Consider the following 20,040-nt stretch of genomic DNA (forward strand, 5'->3'; position numbering starts at 1 on the left):
GCCATCGATAGCCGATGTTGCCATAATGGGATCAGGCGGGCTTATGCTCACGCTCGCGCGCCCTGTCATCGACGACATCCTCGACGCATTCCGCCTTCTCCGCCAGCGCTCTGCTCATCTCGCGAAGCTGCTGGTCATCCAGTTTCTCGATGCCGACGAACTTGTTTTGAGCCTGCGATGACAGGATCAGTTCATCCAGCTTCGCCTGCAAGGCCTTGCCATCACGGTTCTGCGAATTCTGGAGGACGAAGACCATGAGGAAGGTGATGATCGTCGTGCTTGTGTTGATCACGAGCTGCCAGTTTTCGCTGTAGTTGAAGATCGGTCCCGTGACGGCCCAAACAAGGACTAAAGTCACAGCCAAGACGAAGGTCGCGGGCTTTCCTGACATGGCCGCGACGGTGGAAGCAAACTTGGAAAAACCCTGGGATATAATGCTGTCGCTCATGGAAACCTCTCTGGTACCCGGCAAATGACAACGCCAACGTCGGTCAGGGGTTCCTGACATGGGACTTCAGTCCGATATCATTTACTTTCGTCCGCTCGGCCCGGTGAAATGCCGAAGCGTGCTCAAGGTCAGTGCGCGACCTTGCGTTTTTTTGCCAGCGAGATTGCCAACGTAATTGCCATTGCGTCCATATCGAACGGCTTCTGAAGGCAGTGGACAGCGGAAAATCGCGTCGGGACCACCTCCCCGTCGGGGTCAGTAATAAATATGAATGGGATCCCATTCGCATTGAGCTTGTCAGCTAGGGAATATACGCGCTCCTCGCCAAGACAAACATCTAGAACGGCGGCATCGATTTCAACTTGCTTGACGGCATCAAGCCCTTCTCGCAGCGAGTGAAAAGGTCCAACCACGTCTGACCCCTGGAATTCGAGCGCGGCACTCACACTTGAAGCCCGCGTGTTGTCTTCCTCGACCACTAGAATCCGTCTGTTCAAAAGGTTCATGAAAAACATGGGGTGCCCCTGCTATGTAGGACATCAGTTCACCTCGAAAGCCGTCGGTCAACATTCACTCGGGAAGAGTAAACTTCTGTTCGCTTTCGTACAAACGGCGGTCGCGCCAAGAAACCGATTTTCGAGCCGCCTTCGGCCAAACACGGTGTTCGGGGAAGTTGAGGATCCATTCGAGTCCGCGGCGGGGCGTTCGCGCTCGCATCGCGGCAACAGCGCGTCGCTTCGATCCATGATTATGGACCGCGTGAACGTGACCGGCCGGTGGATTCCATCAGTGTCCGGGCGCCAACATCGATGGGCTGGCATCTGCCGTGACGACGTCACTGGGAGCGTCTTCGGGTTCGGACCTGCCCGGTGTTTTGATGTCTTGGCGAACCACGCGATGTTCGCACTTGACTGGTAAATCCGCCAAGGTCCGGGCGCCAAGGCTCAGCGTCTCGCGGTCGTATCGCTCAAAGTCTCCACAGCCGCATCAACTCCAGCGGAGCCGACACTCCCGCCGCCAAGACGTAGGGACCGCCTGCTACCCCCGTGCGGTTCCGGGCGGTGAGCTTCACAGGAAGTCCGTGTCCAATCCCGTCGATCGAATAGAACGCGATAGGGTTCTTGCCCTGGGAGCCCCACGTTTGGCGCGTGCCCCATGATTTCTTTTTCTTTCGAGGTCTCAGCTGGTCAATGTCACCAGCCTGCAGCCACTGCTCGAGCATGGCGTCCGCGTTCTTGGGGTTCACCACGGTATCGTCCTTACCCTGCCAGATACTGATCGGCGGGTAGGATTTCTTGTGGTCGAACAGTCCCGCGACGCGGCTCCCCCATCCCGACGAAGGCGGCGTTGCTCCATTGCTCATTGCGCCCATGGCGGAGATGGCGTCGCGCACCGAGCCGACTGGCATTGCAGCCACGAAGGCGGCACCAGCGAACGTTTCGGGGTAGTGGGCGACGAGGGCGCGGCCATCGCTCCACCTGCGGACAAGCCGACGATGAAAATTCGCGAGCGGTCGATGCGATGCTTCTGGCAGGCATGCTCGATCATTTGCTTGATTGACATGAGCTCGCCACGGTCGTGTGCGACAGCGCTCGGTCGAAACCAGTTGAAGCAGCGCTGCGGATTGTTCCGGGTGGTCTGTTCGGGGAAGAGAACCACGAACCCCCTAGCTCTCGCAAGCCGCGTGAACCCACTCGCGGCATCAAAGCTCTCGGGTGTCTGTCGGCATCCATGGAGCACAACGACGAGTGGCGATTTCGGCAGCAAGCCCGCAGGCGCGAAGGACTTCATGAGGAGCCCTCCAGGGTTGCTGTCAAACTTCGACGTTGTCGCGAATGTCGATATCGCGGTCCGCGCGGCTTTGCGTGCTCGCGGCCGAACCTTCACTTCCAACGGCTTGCCGATCTTCCCCGGGGCGCGAAGCAACTTCGATAGCGACCTTGGCAATCGCAACATCAGACGCAAGCCACATTATGGTCGGGACCCATCGTTTGCTCCTTGTGCAGCGCAACATTTGAAATAGGTCAGTGGAGCGTCTTTGCAATCGCCGCGCGCCCCGTGGGTGCGAAAATCGCGTCAACCACCCGTCGCTGGACAACGTTGGATGGTTATGTTTTCAGATTCTCCACCACGATCGCCACCGCCCGCTGAAGTGGAACTGGTGTCTGGCACAATTTCTCGACAATCTCCAAACCGATCTTTGAGCTTAGAAAAGCACGCATTTGAGGGGTCACCGGATCAGCGAAGCCTTCGGCTCCTCCCATGTAGTTAAGAGGAAGACCTTCGAAGAAATATGCAGATGGAACGTTTAGAAAATGCATCATTGCAAACATGGTGGAGGCGCTAACGCGGTTCGTCCCCCGCTCGTATTTCTGGACCTGCTGAAAGGTCACACCAATAGCCGCGCCCAGTTGGCTTTGCGACAGCCTTTTGGCCTTCCTCGCGGTAGCGATTTGCATTCCAACATGAACATCGACGGGATGAGGGCTCCCGTCGTGAGCCGAGCCCATACGAAAGTCGTGCATAGGGTGCTTTTCCAATGTTTCCTCCGTCAAAAATGAATAGGTCGATTGCAATATGTCGCAGATCACCTCGGAACTTCCTAGCTCAAAAGGGGTTTTAAGTCTGTCAGGCTCTCCAAGCTTGCCAGGCTCAGTGACTTGGCCCTGTCCGCGGTGAGGCTAGTTTCATCGGCTGCTCTGATCGAAGGAGACCTGCCTCGATCGTGGAATGGAAGGCCGCATTTTCAAATGGGCTGGAAAGCAAGCTCGGATGTGCGATCGACCATGAACATGGCATCTTTGATATGTATCTACCCCAAGGGCCGATGGTCCTCGGCATTGAGCGTTTAACTCGCCGATCGCTACGATGGAGAACCGATGAATTTGGGTGGGTCGACGTTATCGATATCTTCATCGACGAGACGACGGAATTGAAGGGCCGACCCTTGGCAAGACGTGAGGAAAAGATCTCTCGCTTGCTTTTCCAGGATGCTGATAGCAATCGACCATCACCCCCCGATGCCCCGATTTTCGGGAGATAGTCGCTCGTTTATCACCCCCGCCAGGTGACATAGAGGAGCCAGCATCAAAATGAAGAGCGTCAGCCCAAGCACGGACCGCTCTCTCTTCTTTCTGGAGCCTGCGCTCGCCGGCCCTGATACGGGGTTCGAACTGGACCTCCATCGAATTTCGGAGGCTCTGCTACGACTATTGCGCCGTGAAGAAGGTGAGTAGGACCTTGCCTTTCTCCCCGAGGAGGCAAACAAACCGGTCCGGTTTACCAGTCTGCTGTTTGCGGCTGATGTAAGCCTCTCCTAGGATGACCGTCTTCACAGGCACGTCGCCAACCTTGGTGTCGGCCTTGCTCACAGCGAGACTTTCCATGTCCAGGACGAGATCCGTGATTTCTGGTGAACGCTCTTGTAGCGCCAACAATCCGGTCGATTTGCATGCATCGACCGCCGGATCCGCGGGCGCCTGGCTCTGCGCTTGCGCGCTGCATGAAAGCAAAGCTAATCCGGCGGCGTAAAGTGCTGATCTTGTAATTCTCATGAACCTACCCCTAAGGAGAGCCCGCGACGAGCGCGAGCCCGCGACATCGGTCGATGTCATGCCTTGTCGACGACCTTCTTCACGGCTTCCTTGGCATCACCCTTGGCGACCTGAGCCTTGCCCTTGGCTTCCTGGAGGGTTCCCTTGGCTTGCTCCTCGTGATTGCCGACGGCCTTGCCCGCGGCCTGGCGGACGTTGCCCGCGACCTCGTTTGCCATGCCTTTGATCTTGTCTGACGTGCTTCCCATGGTCGGATCTCCTTGGTTGGGTTTCAAGGAAAAGCGCGACTGGATGTTTCGTTCCACGGCTGGGAGATGGCGCGATGAAAATGGTCATTTGACCGACGGCGCTGGCGGCGATGGGGAGTTGAGCATTTCATGCCGTTTTCCACTTTCGATGATTGTCGCGTTCTTTGGAACTGCAACTCGCGGAGAATCTTACGAGAGTCAGGGTTAGCCGGCTAAAACACACTCTCTGCCAGACCGATCTAATGGACAGCGGCGAGCTTGTATGTGCGGTCGCTCTCGTCTCCCTTGCTGACAGCAAGCGACAGTTTTTCAAAAGCGCATTCGGTCTTCCTGAGCCTTGGAAGACGGAGCCCGAAACGCCGCTGACGCACTCGTTCCGCCAGCACGTGGTCGCAAGGGCCGCCCCCCTGGTTATCGAGGATGCGACGTCGACCCTCTTGTCCGCGACAACCTCGCCGTCCCAGAGCTGAACGTCTGGGCCTACCTCGGCATTCCCCTTGCTGACTAGCGAGGGCGATGTCCTGGATCTCTTCGCGCGATTGACAGTCAGCCGCGCCATTGGTCGCCTCGCGAGCAGGATATCCTAGCGGACTTTGGCAAGCTCGTGGAAGAGCAGATCGCCCTACGCGAGCGGGTGGCGGAGTTCGCGCGGTTGGACACCGCCCTCGACCCAATCATAGTCGATTGAACGTCCGAGCTGCCCCGATGTCGTCCGAGTCTAAGTCTCCTGCTCCAGATCTGAAAATTGGCACAGTTCATTACTAGCGGGCTGGACAAGCGTTATCATTGGCCTAAGTCGCTTCAGCAACGATCCCCGGGACATACGATGACAGTACAAGCTTCCGATAAATACCTGGATATCTTCGTCGGTGACGGAGAAATGGCGCAAATGATGCGCCAGCATGATTGGGAGTCCAGCTCGCTGGGCTCGCCAGATTCATGGCCTGAAGCGCTAAAGGTAGCGCTGCGGTTGCTGTTGACGTCAAAGTTCGAAATGTGGCTTGGTTGGGGGCCTGACATCGCGTTTTTCTATAACGATGCTTACCGGCCAACACTGGGGAACAAGCACCCCAATGCACTGGCTGTGCCGACGAAAATCTTGTGGGCGGAAATCTGGGACGATATCAGGGAGCGGCTGGAAACCGTTTATGGATCTGGTCAAGCCACTTGGGACCGTGCGCTCTTGCTTCTGCTTGAGCGCAACGGCTATTCCGAGGAGACCTATCACACGTTCTCGTACAGCCCTCTGATCGGCGACACTGGTAAGGTGGAAGGCGTTTTCTGCGCCGTGGCCGAGGAGACCAAGCGGGTCATTGGCGAGAGGCGCATCTTGACGATGCGGGCGTTGGCCTCGGAACTCGCCGCCGTCGATACGCGAATTGACGTGATCAGAGCTTCCCATCGCGCTCTAAAGGACAATCTTCAAGACCTGCCGTTCAGTGCGCTTTATCTTTTCGACGAAAGTGGTAACGCAAGACGGGAGTGGGTATGTGGCGCGCTGGATAGCCATCCATTGATGCCGGCGGAAATCGTCGGCAGCGCTGGTTTTTGGGACTTGGAGCGCGCGTGGACGGAGCAGGACGTCGAGCTGGTCAGCTTGACGGGCATTGATGGCATTCCTTCGGGACCTTGGCCCAAGGCACCGAAACAGGCGGCGGTCGTTCCCCTGATTGGACAGGGCGGCGGTAGGCCGAAAGGAATACTGATCGCGGGGCTGAATTTCCATCGCGCGGTCGACGACGAGTATCTCGACTTCCTCAAGCTGATCACGGGGCAGATCGCCTCGCGGCTGGCGAGCACTGAAGCGTTTGAGACGGAACGTCAACGGGCGGCGGCCTTGGCGGAAGCGGCCGAAATGCGTGAACAAGCCGCCGTTGCCCTGGAGCAGCTTAACCAGCAGCTCTCGTCGGAGGTCGAACTTCGCACCGCCGAGCGGGACCGTATGCGAGACCTGTTCCAGCAGGCGCCGAGCTTCATGTGTATCCTGAGTGGACCGGATCACATCTTCGAGCTCGTCAACGACTCCTACCTCCAACTGGTCGGAAACCGTCAACTGCTAGGCTTGAGCGTAAGGGAAGCCTTGCCCGAAGTGGAGGGGCAAGGATTTTTGGACTTGCTGGATGGAGTGTACCTGTCGGGCAAGCCGTATATCGGACGGAACCTAAAGGTGTTTCTGCGGCGCGATGGCGACAGTACGCCCGACGAACGGTTCATCAATCTGATCTACCAGCCGATATTCGATGCTAGCGGCCACGTGGCTGGCATCTTTGTCGACGGCTTTGACGTCACACATCAGAAGCGTGCGGAAGATCAACTTCAGAGCCTCAATCATACGCTTGAGCAACGTGTCGAGCAGCGCACACATGAACTGCGTTCCGCGGTACTCCAGTTGGAAAGGGAAACCGTAGAGCGCGAAACCGCGCAGATGGCTCTGCGGCAGGCGCAAAAAATGGAGGCGCTCGGCAATCTCACCGGAGGCGTCGCGCACGATTTCAACAACCTTCTGCAGGTCGTGAGCGGCAACTTGCAACTCCTGTCCAAAGACATCGGCGGCAACGCTCGGGCTGAACAGCGCCTTGAGAACGCCTTGGCTGGCGTTGCCCGAGGCGCGAAGCTGGCGTCGCAGTTGCTGGCGTTCGGGCGTCGCCAACCGCTCGAGCCCAAGGTCATTGATTGCCGGAAGTTGATCCAGAACATGGACGACATGCTTCGCCGCGCCTTGGGAGAAGAGATCGAGCTCGAAACCGTCGTTTCCGGCGGGTTGTGGAACACGCTGATCGACCCCAGCCAGCTGGAAAACGCCATCCTTAATCTGGCGATAAATGCAAGGGACGCGATGACCGGCCGCGGGCGCCTGACGATCGAAACGGCAAACGCCGTGCTCGATGACGATTACGCTCGCGCTCACGAGGATGTCCGTCCTGGTCAATATGTGCTGGTCGCCGTCACCGACACGGGATCCGGGATACCGGCCGACATCATCGAACATGTGCTTGAGCCATTCTTCAGCACGAAATCCGAAGGCAGGGGCAGCGGGCTCGGGCTGTCGATGGTTTACGGCTTCCTGAAGCAGTCCGGCGGCCACCTCAAGATTTACACCGAGGTCGGCCATGGCACGACAATGAAACTCTATATGCCGCGGACAAACCAGGTCGAGGACGGGCTCGCGAACCTTAATGCCCTTCCAGTGACGGGCGGCACGGAGACCGTGCTTGTCGTTGAAGACGACGACGGGGTGCGGGAGACGTCGGTCGCCCTTCTGACGGATCTCGGATATCGCGTTCTCAAGGCCCATGATGCCCAGTCCGCATTCGCGATCGTCAACAGTGGCATCCCGATCGATCTCCTATTCACCGATGTCGTGATGCCCGGTCCCATGCGCAGCACGGAACTCGCAAGGAAGTGCAAGGCGCTATTTCCTGGCATGGCGGTGCTTTATACTTCTGGTTACACGGAAAACTCGATCGTCCACGGCGGCAGGCTGGACGCCGGCGTCGAGCTACTATCCAAACCCTACACACGGGAGGCGCTTGCCCGCAAAATCCGGCACGTGCTGAACAACGCACGCCAGCACCAGATCGCTGTCGAGCGGCTCGGGAGACAGGAGCAGGCGGCTGATCCCGCCCAAGAGGCAACCCGCACCCATGCCGCACGGGTTCTCGTCGTCGAGGACGAGCCTCTGATCCTGATGTCGACTGTCGATATGGTCAACGAGCTCGGCCACGACGTTCACGAAGCAAGCTCGGCCGAGGATGCCTTGGCGGTGTTGGAGAAACACGGCATCGATATCCTGCTCACGGATGTCGGACTGCCGGGAATGTCAGGGACCGATCTTGCCCGGCACGTTCGGGAGCGCTGGCCTTCCGTGCGCATCGTGTTTGCCAGCGGCGACGATAGCGCTAAGTCAGCGTCCGGTATCGAGGATGCCCTTCAGCTGCCAAAGCCATTTACCATCGACCGCTTGTCCAAAGTCCTGTCGAGTTCTATCGAAAGTGTTTGATCTTTGAATGCGAACCGGCGGATCGACCGACGTAATGGGGCTGCGGTTTCTGACACCGCCTCTTGGTGGAAAAAGCCGCTAAAGCGGGCTTTTCCATTGGAGTGGCGGTAGGGGCAAGGCTTGTCGAGACCCCTCTTGAAGTGTGTTTCGCAACATCGGCCACGCCGGGCCGTGGCCCGCCCGCGATGCGAAGGAGGGCAGCGACTGGCGGATGCCCGCGCAGGCGAGTGAACGATGCGAAAGTAGCGGTTGGTGAGCGGGGAACCCCGTGGTGGACCGATGGCGCTCCCGATTACAATCGCCACCTCGCACGCAACACTCCCTATGCAGACTGGCATCCCGACTGTGAGGATCGCGCACTTATCGCGAAGGAATCCTCGAATGTGAAACGCTAAGTAGTGCGGCCGGTGAGCGATACAGAATGCGGGTTAGCTGACGATCGGGGCGAAGAGAGCGCTTGATCAACGAGCACACATCCTTGTTTGGAGCGGTGTTCCAGCGAAGGGCCGTCGTTTCCAATTAAAGGAAAGAACTTCTAGCCACGAGCAGTCCGAGGCGGTGTTGCCTCCACTTGTCTGAAAATCTGTACGGCGCACTGCCCATGTTCGAGATAATCGCGAGAATCGAGCAAGCGGAGGGGTGGCCCCCGCCTGCTCTTGGTGATTACCGGGCGGCGGTAAGCTTGAGACGGGACACGCCCGCGGCCACGTTCAGACCAGTGTTCGCCTCGCCGCTCAATGGCTGCAACGCATAGTTCTTGGAATTTCCGCCCACGAGCGCATTGGCGCCCAAGCCCACGCCTACCGAGGCCGCGGCAGATGCGCCGACATAAGTTCCAGCCAGCGCTCTATCGCCAACTCGCGTTGGGGCAGTGTTGACAACGATCCAGCTAAGATACGACTTTCCGGTGATGCCGACATCGACGCCGAGCTTGCCGATCGTGCCGGTGTAGCGCTCGATTTTGCCAGTCCGCTGCTTGAAGTTGCAAGTCACGGCTTTGCTCGATCCAATGATCATTCCCATCCCACCCGCGACTTCGCATGAAAGGGTACCCAACCGTTCCCGTGGCTCGGTCGCGGCAATGTGCTGTGGAGAGTGCTTGGACTGTTTATGCATCGACGCGGCGTTCGCCTGCGGAACGAGCGCGAGCGATGCTAATGTGGTGATCAGGAGTGCGTTTCTCATCTTGGGGTCCTCTTGTTCAGCCCTCTCGATAAACGCCATCCCCGGCAATTCGTTCAAACGGCTCGTCGCTTTCCGGCATGATCGACGGCGATCAACTACACTCTGTGGATCTGTCACGATACCTTCAGTATTCATTCAACAATCCGATGAGTACGGAAATTAGAAGCTCGAAGCTTTCGAGTCGCACCGGCTGCGCAAGATCGGCAGCGGAGACGTGTTGTTTCTCGACCCGCACACGACTTTCAAACCGCAAGTGATGTCCCCGTGACCGGCAGCGATGAAAAGCCGCGACTCGCCAAATTAAGCTGGAGGTTTACTGCACCGGTGGCATCGAACCCAGTGATCAAATCGAGTGGGTAGCGGAGACACCAAGCAGACTGAATTAGGGTTCTAGCAGACGGTACGCTGTGACCTTCAAAATGATCGATGGTCTGAATCTTGCTATCCGGATGTAGGTCCGTTCGGATTTTGTGACGAGACGAACACGTTGAACCAGTCCGAGATTGGTGCGTCCATCTTCCTGTCTCACGATCAGACGAAACACAAGTCCGGACTATGACGTCCTTCAAGCCGAACAAGCGTGCATGGTCGTAGGGATGCGATTTTCCGGAGCTTCGAACCCTGGCTGCCGACACGTTGCGATGCGCGCGCCGTAGTCAGGTTTCGCCGCTTGATTAATCCCAAGACGTTCCGCCAGGGATAGAGTTTGGCGCGCAACTTCCCATCCCATCCCATCCCTCCATCCACGAGGAACGCAACCACACTCGCGAGCCGGCGGGACGCCCTTCGCGCGCCTACTCCATCGTATGGCCCGATATGACCCCATACCAACCCAAGACGGCACCATCCGCGCCAAGATGGGCGCGAGCACGGCTCAAGACTGGGCGGTATGTTCCATCGGGCCGGGCAATCCTAAACTGGATCTCCCACGGCTTTCCCGTCGGGATCCATTCCAACCAGGTTGATCGTACCCGCGCCCGGTCCTCCGGATGCATCTTTCCCATCCACCGATCAATGCGGTCCTGCATCGTATCGTTCGGGAGATCCTCGAATGTTGGGCTGATGTAATAAACAACGCCTTCTACCGTGGCAGCCCAGGCGATATCCGGATTGAGTTCAACGGCGCGACGAAAGTGCTCTTCGCTTTGCTGGAGCGTTTGGATGACGAGGTTCTGCTCAGTCACATCTATGGCGACGACCGAAAACCCTAGGTTCTCGCCGCCGATGTCACAAACCTTCTGCGCAAAGACGCGAAACTCCTTGCTGCCCATGCGATAGTCTTGAGGTGGAAGTGGATCCGTGCCCAGCGACCTGCTCAGGACGGTTTCCACGCGCTTGAGGATCTCACCCTCCATGACATCGTAGATCGTCTTGCCTTCCAGTTCGCGTCCGGTGAGCCCGTGCATTGCCGCAAAGATGTCATTCGCCCGCACGTGCCGGAAATGAAGGTCAAGGAAGCAGAGGCCGACGGGAGCCTGTTCATATAGAGTCTCCAGCTGATGGAGTTGCTGGAACGGAGACGTGTCAAGCAAGGAGGTTGGGGCAGGCATCTGTGGAAGACGCTGAAAAACGTCGAATGCCTGGGACGCGGGCACGCCTTTTCCAAAAAGCCAGCCTTGTGCCAAAGGACAGCCAAGCGCTCGCAGTATAGCCGCCTCGGTCTCCGTCTCGACGCCCTCGGCGACAACCGTTATGTCGAGACTCTGGCCCAAACCGACGACTGACGACACAATCCTGCGCTTACGGTTATCATGCTCCAGGCCGCGCACGAACTGAGCGTCGATCTTGAGCTTACGGAAAGGGAGGGACTCTAGTCGCGCAAGGCTGGAATAACCTGTTCCGAAATCGTCAAGCGAGATTGCGACTCCGATCTCATTGAGCCGGTTGAGTGTCCGGTAGGCAACCGCACTATCGGAAATCAAGGAGCTCTCCGTGATTTCCATCTGGACACGGCCGAGCGGGAACCCCGTTCGCGAAGCTATGGCGCTTAGCCAATCCGGCAAGTCATCGCGGAGAAGCTGATCGGGGGTAACGTTGAACGCAAGAAAAAACCGACCCTGCCATCTCGCCGCCGCCGCGCACGCCGATTGCAGTAAAGCCTCCAAAAGAATGTCAACGAGCTGATGTTTGTCGAGAAGGGGAATAAACTGCGCTGGGCTGATGTCCCCGAGTTCGGGATCGCTCCACCGAGCGAGGATCTCAAATCCAGCGAGAGATCCAGAGCGAAGGTCAACGATTGGCTGGAAGGCCGGCCAAATATCCTCGCGCATCAGCGCGATTTCGAGCCGGGACCGTAGCTCCCCGGGGGGCATCGTCATGTTGAAGTAAGAAACTTCCATCCCCCCGTCCCCATGAATTCAAAGCTCCCAAACATCTTGCGACAGTGACCTAGTGCAAGATCGTAGTCCACTCTAGTAAAATCGTCGAACCCGCATACAAGATCGCGAACGTCGATCCGATCTTTTATGTAACATGCCAGCGCTATCCGCCACGATAGCATTCGTGAAAATGGTTTGACATACAAGCCGACGCATTTGCGCACACCTGGTGCGGCTTTCATTATCTCGCTCCGTGGCGAGCTGGACAAAGTCTTTTAATCCCGTGGCCGCATCGCTTGTCTCCTCGATTTTACGCCGTGGGTGCCCCCGTGCACGGTTGACAAGAACAATTCGACTGGGACACGTCGTGCTGATCTCCCTTAGTGTAACGCGGTCGTTCATGTAGGTTGCCACGGCGCTAACGGCAGCGCAAAGTCTGGGCAGCCAGCACGTCAATGGGAGACGAGCTCGGCGAACTGACTGTCAGGCGCGCAAGTATCGGAGACATGGGATGAAAAGGTCGATCGACATCACCGCCTCGGGTGGCAAGGTTCCGTCATGGACCTACACCCCGGATACGGGCAACTTCGTGAAAGGTGCTGTCCTCTTCTTCATGGACGCCATGGGGCCTCGCCCCGCAATGGATGAGATGGCTCAAAAGCTGGCCAACGCCGGCTACTTCGTGCTACTGCCCGACCTATTTTATCGGTTCGGGGCGTACGGCCCTTTTAGTGGCTCCTCTTTCGGCGACCCTCAATCCCGCGAAAAACTTGTCAAGATGATCAACGAAACGACAACGGCGATGACGGTGGAGGATACATCCGCGTTTATCGCCGCTCTCGAGGGAGAAGGTCACTCAGGGCCGTATGGGGTGGTGGGGTATTGCATGGCTGGGCGACGCGCGCTCTCGGTAGCCGCCAAATACCCAGAAAGTTTCGCTGCCGTCGCCAGTTTCCATGGCGCGGGTCTAGCCGCTGATACACCGGACAGCCCTCACCTCTTGGCTTCGGACATCAAGGCGCGAATATATGTCGGTACCGCGTCGGAAGACGCCAGCTTCCCGCCGGAGCAATCGACACGTTTCGTCGACGCTTTCCGACGCTCGGGCGCGGATTTTGCGCTCGAAAGCTATGTTGGCGTTCATCATGGGTGGACAGTACCTGATCGTGACGGCGTCTATGACGAGTCAGGCGCCGACCGACACTGGCGGCGCTTACTACAGCTGTTTGATGAAACAATCCGGTAGGTGGGAGGAGGTTTAGATGCCAAGGATCCCGCCGCCCCCTAGCATTGTCGATCCGAAGCCTCACGTGGCCGGATAGTCATGACACGGCCCCGTTGGATGATGCGGTTTCGGACATTTGAAGTGTCGACGCGCCGCGCGTTTCCTCCTCAGACGTGCCGGAGTTGTGCCAGGCAATTCAACGATCGAAACCCAGGGGCGGCGACGCATGAGTTTGGCGGCACGGCCGCACCGTCCCGCCGCGCGAAAATAGGTCGACAGGAAGGACGGCAGTTGGACTAGTCGGGATTTGATCGTCGGAAGTTGGTCAAACCCGCGAGGTCTTGCCGTCCCGTCTCATTAGACGGAAATGGGCCGATGAAGACGTTAACGGGCGGTCGCGATCTCAACTCGCGAGGCATTCTTCGCAAATCCCGCACCCATCATCGTCGATCCAGGAGCGTGAACGCGGCTTGAGGCAGCACAGGCAGACCACTAAGTCCCCTTCTTGAACATCTTCCTTTTCAGGTGGCAGGATCTCAATCGGAATTTCACTGACTTGAACAACCGCGGGCTCCATCTCGGGTCTCCACTTCGAGGAACTTCACCTAAAATAGTTAGGCTTCGGCCCCCCAACAAGATCGAGGCCCCCCGACCGCACCGATCTTGGAACACCTCCTATTCTCCTCATCAGTCTCGTTTAGGGAGTGGGCGGGTTACGCTCCCATCTCATCGTCCCGACCTTAATTGTCGATCCGTGGCCGGTCCATCAAGTCATCTTCGCGCGTTAGTCGCGGCCCTCAAGCTGTGCTTGCGTGTTGGAGACTTCGTGTAAATTCTCGTGCGCGCCCGCGTTGAGGCCTTACTCGGAGTTTCGGTTTTTGGCGTCGCTTCCACTGACGCCCCCTCGCCTCGGTGGCGCGCTTCGCACTTTTCAAATGAATGAACGCCCGCGTTCGCCGGCTGAAGGTCCATCCCCCAGCTTATGCCATCGTTCAGGATGTTCGACCGACCGGGTTTTCAAGTCGGGAGCTTCCGTTCCCGCCAGCCGACATTTCGCGAGGCTATGTTGCATTCTGGCACTCGACTCTTGAACGAAAGCGCGATTTCCTGCGTTCGGATAGGAGATACTAATGTATTATGAGTGGAACGAGTTACGGTTTCGGCGCCAGTATCTCATCAAATTTGTTTCGGCATGGGCCATCGCGATAATCGTCGCCTTCCTGCCTGTCTGGTGGCTAGTCCAAGAGGCAACCTTCCCTTGACGCTGGAGATCCTTCATCGCCCTTAGTAAGGGCGAGGATCGCATGAATTTATTCCGTCAGACCATGCAAGCGGATGGTGCGAATCCGTCGTCCGCGGGACATAATCTTCTTGGATGTGGCAAATCTCCCTGGAGCGTGACCAATCACCGACTGGTCTTGGGCATCTCCTCGTCGAACCTGGTATTTTCACGGCCCGGATCCTCGGACAGGATTTCTTCCTCGACGTCCTCTGGCAGCGGCTCGTCCGGGTTCACGTTCGCCTCGTCGCGACTGGGAATCGCTGGGACAACACCCCCTGAGTGGTGGTGAGCGCCGCCGCCCAGCGGCGCGCTGTCAGTCGGCTCTGGCGCTTGGACTGGCTCGAGGTCCATTTCCGGAGGTCTGGGCTTCCAGGTTGGCGTGGGAATCGGTTCATTTTCTCGCTTGTTATTCGTATCGCTTGTCATTTTTTTACCTCGATCTTTCCAGGTAGGAACCTGTCTTAGCCCACAAGGTTCCGACGTGGCTCATGTCCGGATATATCGCGACGCTTGGAACCAATGTGTGCCGGCCGGTTTGAAATGTCGCGGTCATCTCGGCGGGACCGGGTCCGACGCTCCCGTGCGCCGCTGGTTGAAACGAGGTGCTGGGGACAGAGCCCGCTCGAAAAGCCTCGAACGGGCACGCAATCATACCGCGCAGTCGAGCGCCTATGAACCCACGTTACGATCGGACCGACGTTTCGCGACCAATGGAACTTCCTCGATGTTGGCAAGCAAGTGTCGCCTTATGAGGAACCGGCGGACGCCTTCCCGGATCGCGGGGAGCGGCACAATGCCTCGCGCGGCCATGCGACAGGCCTTATCGAGTAATTCATATCTTGTATCCCTGGCCTCTTCTGGAAACTCCTCCAAAAAATCGAAGACGTCCTCAAGACTGGCCAGTTCTTGAATGTAGTGGCGTTTCCTCAGAAAAAGTGGTGCGTCAAACAATGTGTTTGCCATCGTCTTCTCCTTTCTCAGACGCGTTCGGCGGCGCACGATTTGGGGACGGAAGCTTGAATTTCAACCCCCCCACTTTTTAGCGCAATCGGCTGGGATTCAAAAGCAAAAGGCGCCGCAGCGCGGCAATCATTTCGTCGCGCGCGCTTACCGCGCGCCGTCGCGCGAAGACCATCGGGGGCCGAATTAATGCAAGCGTGCGGGGAAAGGCCGAAGCCAATCCTTGTCGCGAGCGGAAGTAGGACTTCGGTCCGATAGCGGAACGAGCTCGAGCCAAATGCATTTTCCCTTTCAGGTACGAAAAGGAGTTATGATGAGCGAAGATCTTTGGGACAAGCCGGTCGAACTTATGGTCGATAGTGCCGATCACTTCCGTTGTGTCGCATGTAGCCGCGACGCGGTGGCATTTCTGATGACGTCTTGGCCGACCAAAGGTGGCAAATCCTTCTCGGCGGCCAGGCGGGCGTGTCTACAGGCGCTTGACGGACGGATCGCCACCGCCACGGCGAAGCTTGCCTTTGTTCAAGCGGCTGAGGAGGCGGGGATTCTCAGGCATTGATGTTCGTCAGTTCCCTTGCCCGTTTTGGCGGGTCCCAAGTGTCAAGCGTTTTTGTGGAACGTCGTGATGACAGCCGAAGGACGAGGAACTCGTCATAACACGACAGCTCTTCGGCGCGGGCTAAATGCTCAGGCCGCGTAACCATTGCCGCGATCGCAGGCTCTCGGGCGTGGGCGATGCGAAAAGCGTACGTTAGCGTACGAAAAGCTTTTTTTTCGCCCGACGCGCTATATCCCGTGAGTATGTTGATATTTCGCAATCGCTTGCTGAGCGTTCTGTCTCCCGAGGTCAGGCAGTCGTTGCAGCCTTTCTTGAAGCGACGACCGTTCCAACGCGGAGAGAAAGTCGAGAAGCCTCCTCACGCGGTTCAAAGCGCCCTTTTTGTTGAAGAGGGCGTGATTTCCGTTATTTTCCCCTTGTCGCCAACGGTGAATGTCGAGGTGGGCATGATCGGGCGAGAAGGAATGACCGGCACAAGTCTTTTCACTGGGGTCTCGCCAGCGCTTTTCATCGCTGAGGCGCGCTCCGCCGGCTGGGCGTTCGAACTTCAACCGGATGCGCTGATGGCGCTTGTGCGGCGAGACGAAGAGTTCGCGACAAGGCTTGAACGGTATCGCGCATGGCGAAATGTTCAGTCCGCAATGATCGCCGCCAGCGGCCGCGCGGGAAACATAGAGCAGAATCTCGCCCGCGAGCTGCTTATGCTGCATGATCGGATTGACGGCGATAAGATCGTCGCGACGCACGAGGAACTTGGCGCCTACATCAACGTCAGGCGCGCCAGCGTCACGGAATGGCTTCATGTCTTCGAAGGCGAGCACTGGATCAAATCAAGGCGGGGATATGTTGAAATAACCGATCGCCCTGGCCTCGAAAACGCGGCGGGAGACTTCTACGGCCCCGCCGAAAACGCGTGGTTCGATATGCTGGCGAAGCTGCCACCCGACGCGATGGCCGCGCAATAGGGGACGTTAAGAGGAACCCCTCGTGGATGTCGATGTTTGGGGTTGTCGCCTTAACGGCCACGCAGCTCCAATTTGCCGATAGGGCGAAGGGCTTTTCGTTTCTGGCGACCCTTCGCCACTCCCTCGTGATTGCGGCGGAACATGCCGCCTCATGGCGAGTTATTCCCCCGCCGAGCAGGTCTTCCATGCTTCCTCGGCGGGTGGAGGGCCAAAGTCCCTCAACGCTTGTCGGCTCTCCACATCCCCTTTCGATGGAACTCGCGGCCGCCGGCCGGACCACGCAACGACGAGCGGTCGCCGGTTACGTGGCGGGCTGTCCGCCCATTGGAGAGACGACAGGATCCAGCATGACCGTTTACGGCCCAAGCCTTCGCCTCGCGCTACTGCTTCAACACCTGACGACCGACCAGTTCAAGCCACTTCCGGTGGGTGTTGGTCGAAAGACGGTCAACTTGGCGGAAGAAGCAGGATTGGTTGAGGTCAGCGATCGGTCAGCGGCACCCAGGTGTCGCCTCACGGATGCTGGTCTTGCGCATAGAAGAGCGAACCCCTACCGCTTCGACGGATAGAGCGCGCCAATAGCTGGAAGACAATGCGCGAGGTCGCGGCTTGCGCGGTTGGCGAAACAGTCTTTCGGTCTCATCGTAAGCCGTCTTAAGATGATCGCGATCAACGCGGCTCGCCTTGGATGATCTCTCGACGGACAAGCCTTGGCCCGTGAGGCGGCAAGAAGCGTCATCATGTTGCGCATTGGCCGCACTCGCTAGGGAAATACCGTGGCAAGGTAAAACGGTTGCTTTCTCGGGGCCTTGCCGGTGCTATGTGTGCATGCACGTGTCGTGATTCGCCGACATCGAGCTTAGGGAATGGGTTTGAATATGAAAGCATTGGCGGGTCGCGTCTTGCTGTTCGCCGTGGCGGCTGTCAACATTTCGCTTTCGCCATTATTGGCCCACGCGGATGAAAAGATCTTCGACGAATTGCGCTTTGGTGCCTCGGCGTCGATCCAGGACGGCCACAGCCACGAAGATGGCGTCTTCCCCGAAGTCACGGTCTTCTTCGACCCGTTCGGCCAGGATACGGCAACGGACTGGAAGCAGACGCTCGCGCGTCCCCGCCTGAACCTAGGCACCTCGATCGGCACCTCGGGCGAAGCGACGCAAATCTTCGGCGGCTTGGCCTGGACCGTGAACTTCAATGAGACGGTTTTCGCCGAAGCCGGGTTCGGTGGCGTCTGGCACAATGGCGATCTCGATAACAGCGCCGATGGTCCCGATCTCGGCTGTCGTTTCCTCTTCCACGAATATGTCGGCGCCGGTTATCGCTTCGACGCGCACTGGAATGTCATGGCGCAAGTCGCGCATTCCTCGCACGCCAATCTCTGCGACGGACCGAACAACGGCATGACGCGCGCTGGCGTACAGATCGGTTACAAATTCTAAACGCCGATGGTGCTCGGCCCCGCTTGCCCGTGCGAGCGGTTCATGCCGCGCGCCGTTTGGACGTGTGCGATTGTCGTTGTCGTGAGAGCCAATACGCTCATTGACGGTTTGCGATTATCACCGCCACCGAACGCGCGGACTGACGAGCATCCGACGGCGGTTGGACCCGCGGGTTGCTCGATCGGCCCGCATCAGCTCCTCGCGGAGAAGAGCGCGTCGCCGTTGCAGGATCTGGTGCCTACTCCCTTCGGCCGGGGTGTCAATCTTGGGCGCTTGTGATTTACCTGATCGAGAACTGAACGGTCCCTGTCATGCCAAAGGCCCGCCAACGCCCCGGCGGGCTTTTTTCCTGTTGATATTAATCTCCCGCTAACCACGCCCGGCGTGCGTGCTCGACCGCCTACGTGGCCGGTGCTGAATGTTGCTTGCGCCGCACACCCCTCAATGCTTGCGACGCGAGAGATCCGGTGAGTGACTCACGAGGACAATGACCGGATCTCAATCCCCTCTCGCGGTTTCCTCCGTCGCGAATGATAGTCGCCGGGCGCCGCTCGTGTGCTCGTGTTCCGTTGAGCGCCTCGTTGTGGATGACCACGCTCCGGCACGCTGAAGGGCCCCAACGATATCGGATAATTGACTCGTCATATCGTGCATGGATTTTGCTATTTTGTCGCATCGGGGGCTCTGGCGGTGTCACGCGGCGGGGAAGCGGTGCGCTTATGCGAAGTTGGCCTCCGAATATCTGCTCCGATCGCCCAGGTAGCGCGCATCGCGACGCGTACATACCGAAACATTGCTTGGACGCATCCTTGTAGTCATCATAAGATGGACACGCAGGGCGCCCACACACTTCATTGATATCATGGAATTTTTCCTGAGGTAGGGAACTTTATGGTTGATCGTTCGTCTACCGATGGGGCCACTCCTATGCTTGTCCTCGTGGCTCTCTTCCCCAATTAGCCCCTGGCCTATGCCGGGGTTTTTTTTAGCATCGTTTCGAACGCTCTGTTGGAGGGGTATCCGCTCGAAAACTCATCTGGTCGCACCGCGGAGAGGACTGAAAGGTGAAGGAAATCGACGAGCAGGTCGAGAATTCATGGCGCGGATCGGCGTGAACCGATGTCAGGCCGCGGACAAACCATTTCTACAGCAGCAATTTCTTCAAAAACGGCGATCGAGAACGACTTGAAACCTAGAAAATCACATATTAGATTTTCGACATTGATCACAACTTGGCGCAGCGATGGAGGATGTTATGAGCCCCGTTGATGTTCTGTGGGCAAACCCTGTGACGATCAGGCTGACAAATGGCCTCGAGAGGTCGTTCAGCAGCATTTCGGATGCCCTGGATTTTCTGGAGTCCGAATGGCCATCTAGGCGTGGCGCATATCACGATGCAGCAGTTGTTACCTGCCGTAACGCGCTAAAGAAAATGACGCCTCCGACCGTGGCGCGTGAGTACTTTTCCGCAGCCTGCCTTGAGGCAGGCTTTGGACCGAAGACAGGTACGCGCGTGGGGCATGCAGCGACGGGTAGTTTCCATGCAAAGGCTCACAGCTCCCATCCGTGATCTGTTGGCGTCGTAAAAGTCTGCCTCAGCTGCTTTGGGAATTGGATGCGCGCACGTCCAATCCCTTGCATCAACCGTGTGTTGTCGGTGCGGAGAAGCTCGGGAAGGGTTTTCCGGGCTTCTTTTTCCCGACGGATGAAGTGGCTCAGACCGCACCATGGTCCTGCACCTCGTGCAGCCCCTTATACAAGGCATGGCGCAGCTGTCCGTCCCTCGTCAAGGACAACGCGGGTGCACCAGCCTATTTGATAGGATGACCACCGCGCCCCTCGCCGGTACATTGG

Annotated in this window: 18 protein-coding genes; 7 read left to right on the plus strand and 11 right to left on the minus strand. The window is 57.9% G+C overall.

Translation table 11 applies throughout. The features are described 5' to 3' along the window. Positions 1-31 precede the first annotated feature (31 nt). From P3R82_RS09355 to P3R82_RS09370, 5 genes are all read right to left on the minus strand, one after another. Positions 32-448, minus strand: a complete 417-nt coding sequence (locus P3R82_RS09355) for a low affinity iron permease family protein (RefSeq protein ID WP_111563970.1) — start codon at positions 446-448, stop codon at positions 32-34. Positions 449-576: 128 nt separating this feature from the next. Further along, on the minus strand, positions 577-963 hold the full coding sequence (locus P3R82_RS09360) for a response regulator (RefSeq protein ID WP_112436273.1): 387 nt from the start codon (positions 961-963) through the stop codon (positions 577-579). A gap of 452 nt (positions 964-1,415) precedes the next feature. Further along, positions 1,416-1,856 (minus strand): esterase, encoded by a 441-nt coding sequence (locus P3R82_RS30270; RefSeq protein WP_349294066.1) that lies wholly within the window; start codon positions 1,854-1,856, stop codon positions 1,416-1,418. Then, positions 1,808-2,404 carry a PHB depolymerase family esterase gene (locus P3R82_RS30275; RefSeq protein ID WP_349294054.1) on the minus strand — a complete coding sequence of 199 codons (597 nt, stop codon included), beginning with the start codon at positions 2,402-2,404 and terminating at the stop codon, positions 1,808-1,810. The genes P3R82_RS30270 and P3R82_RS30275 overlap by 49 nt, the downstream gene beginning before the upstream one ends. Positions 2,405-2,556: 152 nt before the next feature. Further along, complete coding sequence (locus tag P3R82_RS09370) at positions 2,557-3,039, minus strand: helix-turn-helix transcriptional regulator (RefSeq protein WP_283193710.1); 483 nt, start codon at positions 3,037-3,039, stop codon at positions 2,557-2,559. Between the two features lie 134 nt (positions 3,040-3,173). Here P3R82_RS09370 and P3R82_RS09375 point away from each other — a divergent pair, with 134 nt between their 5' ends. Then, positions 3,174-3,491, plus strand: a complete 318-nt coding sequence (locus P3R82_RS09375; RefSeq protein ID WP_112436274.1) for a hypothetical protein — start codon at positions 3,174-3,176, stop codon at positions 3,489-3,491. Positions 3,492-3,657: 166 nt separating this feature from the next. Here the strand turns inward: P3R82_RS09375 and P3R82_RS09380 are convergent, their stop codons facing one another. Both P3R82_RS09380 and P3R82_RS09385 read right to left on the minus strand, forming a co-directional pair. Then, complete coding sequence (locus P3R82_RS09380) at positions 3,658-4,002, minus strand: hypothetical protein (RefSeq protein ID WP_112950537.1); 345 nt, start codon at positions 4,000-4,002, stop codon at positions 3,658-3,660. A gap of 56 nt (positions 4,003-4,058) precedes the next feature. Next, the gene (locus P3R82_RS09385) at positions 4,059-4,250 is read right to left on the minus strand and encodes a CsbD family protein (protein WP_112436275.1); all 192 of its coding nucleotides are present in this window, start codon (positions 4,248-4,250) and stop codon (positions 4,059-4,061) included. 880 nt (positions 4,251-5,130) lie between these two features. On the opposite strand from P3R82_RS09385, the gene P3R82_RS09390 reads away from it, so the two are divergent. Further along, entirely contained in the window at positions 5,131-8,250 is a 3,120-nt protein-coding gene (locus tag P3R82_RS09390) for a response regulator (protein WP_112950536.1), read from the plus strand. 663 nt (positions 8,251-8,913) lie between these two features. Here the strand turns inward: P3R82_RS09390 and P3R82_RS09395 are convergent. Together P3R82_RS09395 and P3R82_RS09400 are read right to left on the minus strand one after the other, a co-directional pair. Beyond that, entirely contained in the window at positions 8,914-9,435 is a 522-nt protein-coding gene (locus tag P3R82_RS09395) for a DUF992 domain-containing protein (protein WP_112436295.1), read from the minus strand. Between the two features lie 794 nt (positions 9,436-10,229). Next, entirely contained in the window at positions 10,230-11,774 is a 1,545-nt protein-coding gene (locus tag P3R82_RS09400) for an EAL domain-containing protein (protein WP_112436278.1), read from the minus strand. Between the two features lie 490 nt (positions 11,775-12,264). Here P3R82_RS09400 and P3R82_RS09405 point away from each other — a divergent pair, with 490 nt between their 5' ends. Then, complete coding sequence (locus tag P3R82_RS09405; RefSeq protein ID WP_111563965.1) at positions 12,265-12,999, plus strand: dienelactone hydrolase family protein; 735 nt, start codon at positions 12,265-12,267, stop codon at positions 12,997-12,999. A gap of 1,384 nt (positions 13,000-14,383) precedes the next feature. Here the strand turns inward: P3R82_RS09405 and P3R82_RS09410 are convergent. Together P3R82_RS09410 and P3R82_RS09415 are read right to left on the minus strand one after the other, a co-directional pair. After that, positions 14,384-14,686, minus strand: coding sequence for a hypothetical protein (locus P3R82_RS09410; protein WP_162718122.1), 303 nt, complete (start codon positions 14,684-14,686; stop codon positions 14,384-14,386). 243 nt (positions 14,687-14,929) lie between these two features. Further along, positions 14,930-15,223, minus strand: coding sequence for a DUF982 domain-containing protein (locus tag P3R82_RS09415; protein WP_111563963.1), 294 nt, complete (start codon positions 15,221-15,223; stop codon positions 14,930-14,932). A gap of 310 nt (positions 15,224-15,533) precedes the next feature. Here P3R82_RS09415 and P3R82_RS09420 point away from each other — a divergent pair, with 310 nt between their 5' ends. The 4 genes from P3R82_RS09420 (at position 15,534) to P3R82_RS09435 (ending at position 19,756) form a co-directional block, all read left to right on the plus strand. After that, on the plus strand, positions 15,534-15,779 hold the full coding sequence (locus P3R82_RS09420) for a DUF982 domain-containing protein (protein ID WP_111564032.1): 246 nt from the start codon (positions 15,534-15,536) through the stop codon (positions 15,777-15,779). 242 nt (positions 15,780-16,021) lie between these two features. Then, complete coding sequence (locus tag P3R82_RS09425; RefSeq protein ID WP_283193922.1) at positions 16,022-16,744, plus strand: Crp/Fnr family transcriptional regulator; 723 nt, start codon at positions 16,022-16,024, stop codon at positions 16,742-16,744. A gap of 866 nt (positions 16,745-17,610) precedes the next feature. After that, positions 17,611-18,186: an acyloxyacyl hydrolase gene (locus P3R82_RS09430; protein WP_113012525.1), complete on the plus strand. Its 576-nt coding sequence runs from the start codon at positions 17,611-17,613 to the stop codon at positions 18,184-18,186. 1,255 nt (positions 18,187-19,441) lie between these two features. Further along, the gene (locus tag P3R82_RS09435; protein WP_112436281.1) at positions 19,442-19,756 is read left to right on the plus strand and encodes a DUF982 domain-containing protein; all 315 of its coding nucleotides are present in this window, start codon (positions 19,442-19,444) and stop codon (positions 19,754-19,756) included. Positions 19,757-20,040: the final 284 nt, after the last annotated feature.

The sequence above is a fragment of the Rhizobium sp. AN80A genome, assembly GCF_030053015.1.
Lineage (GTDB): Bacteria > Pseudomonadota > Alphaproteobacteria > Rhizobiales > Rhizobiaceae > Rhizobium > Rhizobium metallidurans.